Annotated in this window: 5 protein-coding genes; 4 read left to right on the plus strand and 1 reads right to left on the minus strand. The window is 58.2% G+C overall.

The features are described 5' to 3' along the window. From VK725_RS10710 to VK725_RS10725, 4 genes are all read left to right on the plus strand, one after another. Nucleotides 1-670, plus strand: a 670-nt coding sequence (locus VK725_RS10710) for a BBE domain-containing protein (protein ID WP_325318041.1), incomplete at its 5' end; no start/stop codon positions are given. A gap of 213 nt (nt 671-883) precedes the next feature. Then, nucleotides 884-2,563, plus strand: coding sequence for a hypothetical protein (locus VK725_RS10715; protein ID WP_325318042.1), 1,680 nt, complete (start codon nt 884-886; stop codon nt 2,561-2,563). 467 nt (nt 2,564-3,030) lie between these two features. After that, the gene (locus VK725_RS10720; protein WP_325318043.1) at nt 3,031-3,807 is read left to right on the plus strand and encodes a TenA family transcriptional regulator; all 777 of its coding nucleotides are present in this window, start codon (nt 3,031-3,033) and stop codon (nt 3,805-3,807) included. Nucleotides 3,808-3,940: 133 nt separating this feature from the next. Next, entirely contained in the window at nt 3,941-6,640 is a 2,700-nt protein-coding gene (locus tag VK725_RS10725; RefSeq protein WP_325318044.1) for a putative bifunctional diguanylate cyclase/phosphodiesterase, read from the plus strand. Nucleotides 6,641-6,649: 9 nt separating this feature from the next. Here the strand turns inward: VK725_RS10725 and msrA are convergent. Beyond that, on the minus strand, nt 6,650-7,078 hold a 429-nt coding region (gene msrA, locus VK725_RS10730; protein WP_325318045.1), incomplete at its 5' end, for a peptide-methionine (S)-S-oxide reductase MsrA.

A 7,078-nucleotide genomic window follows, 5' to 3' on the forward strand; every position in this document is an offset into this window, starting at 1 on the left:
ACAAGCCCTTGCGATACCTTCGCAGCATTTCTGGGACGCTGACTTTTTCCGCCAGCATGCGCCCGGTTTCATGATCGATGACGATCGCGACGGCGCGCCACGCAATCACGTGCTGTGGGCGGGCGATCAGGGGCAGGTGGGCTGGTTTATTCATAGCTACAAATCCGCATGGATGCCTGCGTCGTTGTTGCAGGCGGACCAGCAATCCCGATTGGTCGATGCATTGTTTGCATGCACGCGTCACTGGGACGTCGCGTTTCACTACAACAAAGGATTGGCGGGCGCTCCGGCCGAAGCGCTGGCGGCGTCCCGAGACACAGCCACGAATCCGCAAGTCCTCGATGCGTTTGCGTTGGCGATACTCGGGGGCGGCGGCGATCCCGCCTATCCGGGCATGCCCGGTCCGGGTCCCAACATGGCTGAAGCGCGCGACGATGCTGCGCAAATCGCGAAGGCCATGGACGAATTATCGAAGGTCGCACCGAACGCCGGCGCGTATGTATCGGAAAGCGATTACTTCCAGCGCGACTGGCAAGCAGCGTTCTGGGGTGCGAATTATCCCAGGCTTGCAGCCGTGAAGCAGAAGTACGATCCGGACGGATTGTTTTTCGTGCATCACGGTGTCGGCAGTGAAGCCTGGAGCGCCGATGGATTTACGCGCCTGATTTGAGGTGATGAACGCGGGCAGAAAACGAACAACAACAAGCTTAGGAGAAGCTTAGTCGGCCCTGCTTTTTGTCCGCTGAAGTGATTGTCGTCACGCGAACCTAACATACGAGACATCCTGCGCGTCGCTGTCAAAAATACTTCATTTCACATGATTACCGTGGCTGGGTTGTGCCCTGTAGCTCCGCTCACACACCACTCGGAGATCATGATGACCATGACCACGTCTTTCCGCTTTAGACGTCGGCGCGCTGTTGCCGCGCTTGCATTGACAGCTCTTGCAGCAAGTGTCGCCGCCTATGCTGATGATTTTTCGTTCCAGCGTGATTTTCGTTTTTGGCCAGATAATCTGGTCGTTAGTCGCAGTGTGTACGACAACAATGCCAGCAACGTTCAAGTGGGACAGATCTTGCCGCCGGATTGTCCGGCGAGCAGCGGCGCTTGCGGGGTTGCGCCCGGTGCGCCGTATGATGGCACCTATCCCGAAGTGTTCAATGACGTGATCTACGATCCAAGCTTCGGTATCACGTCGCGCATCTATCTCGATCAGCTGACGCCCAATGGCTGGTTGATCGATTCGCTGGAAGTTCCCAACAGCATGCGTCCCGCTGCGAAAGAAGGACAGCTGGTGACGAGCTTCAGCTCCAAATCGGAACTTGGCCTGCATCTGTCGCTGGATGGCAAGTACCTTACATTCATCGGTTATGTCGCGCCGGTGAACACTATCGATGTGTCCAATGCGAACACGCCCGGTGCGGTCGATCCGACCAATCCCGACGGACAAACCTTTTACCGTGCCGTGGCAACGGTCGACGGTGCGGGTCGATTCCAGTTCACCGAAACCAACGCCTATAGCGGCGACAACGGTCGTGCGGCGATCCTCAATAACGTCAACGGCCAGAATATCTTCTATACCGCGGGCAACGCAGGTAACGGCAGCAACCCACAGCCCAATGGCATCATCCTGGGTGCTGGTGCGCAGCTGATTGCGCCATCAGACCTGCCCGAAGCGTTGCAGAACCCGGGTGTCACCACGCCGTTGGCGAGTTTCTCGGTGACGGCACTTGGCGACAAAGCCGACAAGATCGGTAAAGACGACAACTTCCGCGGCATCGCTGTGTACAACAACGTGATGTATTACACCAAGGGCAGTGGCAGCAACGGTGTGAACACCGTGTACTTCGTGGATACCACGGGCACGGCATGTCCCAAAGGCGTGGGTGTTCCGGTGCCTGGCGCATCCTTGCCCTCCGCACCACTTTCCTACAATGCGGCCACGTTGCAGACGTCGGGTCTGCCGACCAACATGTGCATCCTTGCCGGCTTTCCCACTGCATTGGCGAAGACGGCAACGACGGTGTCCTTTCCGTTCGGCATCTGGTTCGCCGATGCAAATACGTTATATGTCGCCGATGAAGGCGACGGCTACACCGGCGGCACTGATCTGTACACACATGCAGCTGGGCAGACGACGGCTGGCCTGCAGAAGTGGGTTTACAACGTATCGACCAAGACCTGGAATCTCGCTTACACCTTGCAGGCTGGTTTGAATCTCGGTCAGCCCTATACGGTGCACAACTATCCCACCGGCACGAATCTAGCGACGAGTCTGCCGTGGTCGCCAGCAACGGATGGTTTGCGTCAGATCACCGGCCGCGTGGACGCCGATGGCAAGGTCACCATCTGGGCGGTTACCTCAACCATCAGCGGCGGCGGCGATACGGGTGCCGATCCGAACCGCTTGGTTGCGATTCGCGATACGTTGTCCAATACAACGGCGGCGGGTGCTGCGCATGAGCAGTTCGTGACTCTGCGTTCGGCGAAGTTCGCCGAAGTGCTGCGCGGCGTGTCCTTAACACCCGGCTCGAACACGTCGAACAATCGCTGGCCCTGGTAAAACGCATCTAAAGCTTTCTTTATGCGGCTGTTAAATCACCCATCCTGGTGAGTTAAAAAACGTAGAAGTCATCGGAAACGCCAGCGCCATCGTGCGCTGGCGTTTTTGCATGGATTGTCGAGCAGACGCTTGCGATGGGCTGAAAAATAGTTATGCCGCGCGCGTTGCAGCAAAGGTCCTTGCAGAGGCGGCCGCACGGTTTGTGCCTTGCATCGACGGTCCACCTTCAAGGCCAGCCATATAGCCGTCCAGTTATCGCGCCGGCCCGGAAGCCTCGGGCCCTTCCTGATTACCGTGAAGGGACCTTCAAAGGGTCCCCACAAAATTTTCACCAGGTAGTCGCAACGCCGCCGGAAGGCGACCAATATTGGGGTACCGGGACCGCCCGAGGGCCTGGTATCGGCCGGCAATTGTCCTGCCGAACAAACCCTGTCGTTAACGACTAAACAAATAGTGGAGACTCACACATGCACGCACATTTCGAACGCACCGGCGACCTGATGGAATTGTCCAGCTACCCGACCTGGGCTCAGGATTTGGTCAACAATTGCGAGGAGACCAAGCAAGGCGTGATTGGCCATGGCATCTGGACGATCATGCGCGAAGCCCGTATGGACGCCCAGGCAACGCGCGACTTCATGGTCGGCGTATGGCCGGTTATCGAACGTTTTCCCGCCTATATGGCGCAAAATCTGCTGAAAACGCGGTATGGCCGCAGCCAGGGTGAAAACATGGCCCGGCGCTGGCTGGTACGTAACATCCGAGTGGAGCAGAATCATGCCGACTATTGGCTAAATTGGGCCGAAGGGGCCGGCGTTTCCAGGGACGACGTGTTGAATGGCTCGGCCCCGTACGGTACGGAGGCACTGGCCGGGTGGTGCGAAGAGGTGAGCCGTAGCGCGCCGTTGGCGGCAGGCATGATTGCCACCAATTACGCGGTCGAAGGGGCAACAGGGGATTGGGCGCAGCTGGTCTATGACAGCGTGGCCTATCATGAATCCTTCCCCCAGTCCGTTCGGGCTCATAGCCTGCGTTGGCTTCAACTTCACGCAGCTTATGACGATACTCATCCTTGGGAGGCGCTGGAGATCGTATGTACCCTGGTGGGCACCTCTCCTCGAGCAGATCAGGTCGCTTACCTGCAAGAATGCGTAAAACGGAGCTATGTCAGCATGAGGATCACTCTGGATCGTTGCCTGGATGTGCGTCGCGACCCATGGCTGGCCAGTGAGGCCGCCGCATAAACGCTTAAGTTTGGTGCGGTAGGGGGCGATACACATATCAGCAGCTTCTTCGTGTGGAGTGTCAGCTGATTACAATAGGGGCACGATGCGTATCGCTCGCAAAGTTCAGCAACGACCGCTGTTACGGCGCCTTATGCCTTTGGCATATGGGTTGGCGGCGGTCGTTGGCCTTGTTTTGTGCCTGACCTGGGGTGCCCTCCAGGTCCAGGTAACGCTTGCCGGTTTTTTGAATGGCGAAAGTCTTTGGTCGAAGGCCCAGAAGCAGGCGGTCATCGATCTGTATGTCTACGCCCGCAGCGGCGATCCCAATGACCTGGACAGCTTCCGGCGCAACTACGAAGTCCTGCGCACGGACCGCTGGGCGCGCGATACGATCGCCACCGGCCATTACAAGGAGTCTGAGGTCGTCGATGCGTTCAAGCGCGGCGGCGTCATTCCCGCCGCCATTCCTGGCATGGTTTTCATCCTCGACCACTTCTCGCAAGCGCCCTATATGGGCCAGGCAGTGAAAGATTGGCGTTCTGTCGATGGTTCCATCGAAGAACTCAACGCCATCGCCAATCACCTTGAGCAGGTATATGCACACGGCACGCCGACTGCTGCAGAACTAGAACAGCAGCGCACGCGTATCGACACGCTCAACGACTACATCCAGCCGCGCAGCGACGAATTTTCACTGGACATTGCGCTGGGTGCGGCGTGGCTGGGAAAGGTGCTGTTCTTCAGCGTGCTGGTGAGCGCGATGCTGGCGTGCCTGATCTGGTTCCGCATGGCGAAACGCATCCTCACCAGCATCCGCGGTACGGAAGAGCGTTACCAATTGCTGTTCGATAGCGCCGCCGACGGCATCGTAATGGTCGATGAAACGCACGGCACCATTCTCGGCGTCAATCGCACCGCATGCATCTGGACGGGGCACGATTCACACGCGCTGATCGGAAAGAAATTCCAGGATCTGTTTGTCGAAGGCAGTACACGCTCGGCAGGTGCGCAAACCATTGGCATGCTGCGCGCCGAGAACGGCATGGTACGCACGGTGGAGACGCACAGCAGCCTCACCACGTGGGGCGCACAACCGGTGCGCCAAGCCATCATGCGCGACATTTCCGATCGCGTGGCGATGGAGCAGGAGCGTCGTATTGCTTCGGAGGCCATGGCCAGCGTGGCAGAAGGCTTGATCATTGCCGATGCCGATCGTCGCATTACGACCATCAACAGTGCGTTGACACGCATCAGCGGTTATACATTGCAGTACCTGCAACACCATCGTTTCGACGAATTGCGACGCATGCCCGATGGTTCGCCGTTGCCGTCGTCCATCTGGGACATGGTTGCCGATGGCGGCAACTGGGTAAGCGAGGTGCAAAGCTGGCGCGCGGACGGGTCGTCCTATCCGGAGTTACTCAGCATCAGCGCCATTCGCAACAGCGAGGGGCGCATACAGCACTATGTTGCCGTGGTGACCGATATCACGCGCAGCAAGGCCGATCGCCAGCGCCTCGAATACATGGTGGCGCACGACCCCTTGACAGGACTGGCCAATCGCAGCGAATTCCAGCGCCATTGCGCCAATGCTATCGATGCGGCCGCACGCACCAATGGCGCGGCAGCGGTATTGTTCGTGGATCTGGATGCGTTCAAGGCGGTAAACGACAGTTACAGCCATGCCATTGGCGATCGTTTGCTCGTGAAAGTGGCGCAACGCATTCGTCGCGAACTGGGCGAGAACGACGTGGCCAGCCGTATCGGCGGCGACGAATTCACCGTCTTGCTCGGTAGTTTGCGCACGCGCGAGCAGGCGGCGCAGTTTGCCAGCCGCCTGTTGCTCAGCTTGTCCGAGCCAATGCTGATTGGCGATTACGAAATCGTGATGAGCGCCAGCATTGGCGTATCGGGCTATCCGCTGGATGGCAGCGATCCGGTGGTATTGATCGCCAACGCTGACGCCGCGATGTATGCCGCCAAGACGCAGGAGCGCAACACCTTCCGCTTCTACACACCATTGATGCACGCCGATGCGCGCATGCGCCTGATGCTTGGCGCCGATCTTCGTCAGGCGCTGATGCGCGACGAATTCCATCTGGCATTCCAGCCCAGCGTGGAATTGCGCAGTGGCCGTATCGTGGCCGTAGAAGCGTTGTTGCGCTGGCGCCATCCCGAACGCGGCGAATTGATGCCGGATGAATTTATTCCGCTGGCGGAAAGCCTCGGCTTGATCCGGCGGATCGATGCGTGGACGCTGCGTGCCGTGTGCGCGCAGATACGTCAATGGGACCAGGCAAAGTTGCCGCCGATACGTGTCGCACTGAATGCATCGGCGGCCACCTTCGGTCACCCCGGTTTTATCGAAAGCGTGAAACAGGCGCTCCAGATCAGCCAGATTTCACCCAAGCGCCTGCTATTTGAAATCACCGAAAGCGCGATTCTTCGCTTGGGTGAAGCAACCGAGCAGACCATACATGCGTTGCATGCACTGGGTATTTGCATTGCGATCGACGACTTCGGTACGGGGTATTCGTCGCTGGCGTATCTGAAGATGTCCGGCATTGACTTCTTGAAGATCGACCGGTCGTTTGTCACCGACTTGCCCGATAGCAGCAACGACGTCGCTATCGTCGAGGCGATGCTTGCCATCGCCAAGAGCCTGGGCATGTACACGATTGCCGAAGGTATCGAAACGGCCGCGCAGCACGAATTCCTACTGCAGGCCGGCTGCAGTGAAGGACAGGGTTATTACTATGCGCGCGGGCTACCGCCGGTGGAGATTGAGCGCATGCTGCTGCCCAATCCCCGCCATGAACCATCCAAGTTGCGTCTGGTTCCTCCGAAGTAAGTTGGATGATTACAGCTTAACGTCGACGACCGCTTCTTCAGGTTGATACAACGACGGGTACAATTGCTTGAGTGCGGCGACTTTTGGTGCGTCGTTGATCACGATGTACGGTTCGTCGGGATGCGTGCGTGCGTAGTCCTGATGGTAGGACTCGGCTTCGTAGAATGCGTTCAATGGCTGTACCTGCGTCACGATCGAGCCATCGAAAACTTTCGCTGCATTGAGTTGCGCAATGTATGACTGGGCAATCTTCTGCTGCTGCGGATTGGTGTAGAAGATTTCCGAACGGTATTGCGTACCGGTATCGGGGCCCTGGCGATTCAACTCCGTCGGGTCGTGAGCGACGCCGAAGTACACCTTCAACAGCTGGCCGTAACTGATCACCGATGGGTCGAATTCCACTTTTACGGATTCGGCGTGGCCGGTGTTGCCGTCGCT

The sequence above is a fragment of the Dyella sp. genome, from assembly GCF_035486915.1.
Classification (GTDB): Bacteria; Pseudomonadota; Gammaproteobacteria; order Xanthomonadales; family Rhodanobacteraceae; genus Dyella_B.

Excerpts from the sequence above, each read along its gene's own strand:
- VK725_RS10715 (WP_325318042.1), top strand. The coding sequence starts at position 884 with ATGACCACGTCTTTCCGCTTTAGACGTCGGCGCGCTGTTGCCGCGCTT.
- VK725_RS10720 (WP_325318043.1), top strand. The coding sequence starts at position 3,031 with ATGCACGCACATTTCGAACGCACCGGCGACCTGATGGAATTGTCCAGC.
- VK725_RS10725 (WP_325318044.1), top strand. The coding sequence starts at position 3,941 with ATGCCTTTGGCATATGGGTTGGCGGCGGTCGTTGGCCTTGTTTTGTGC.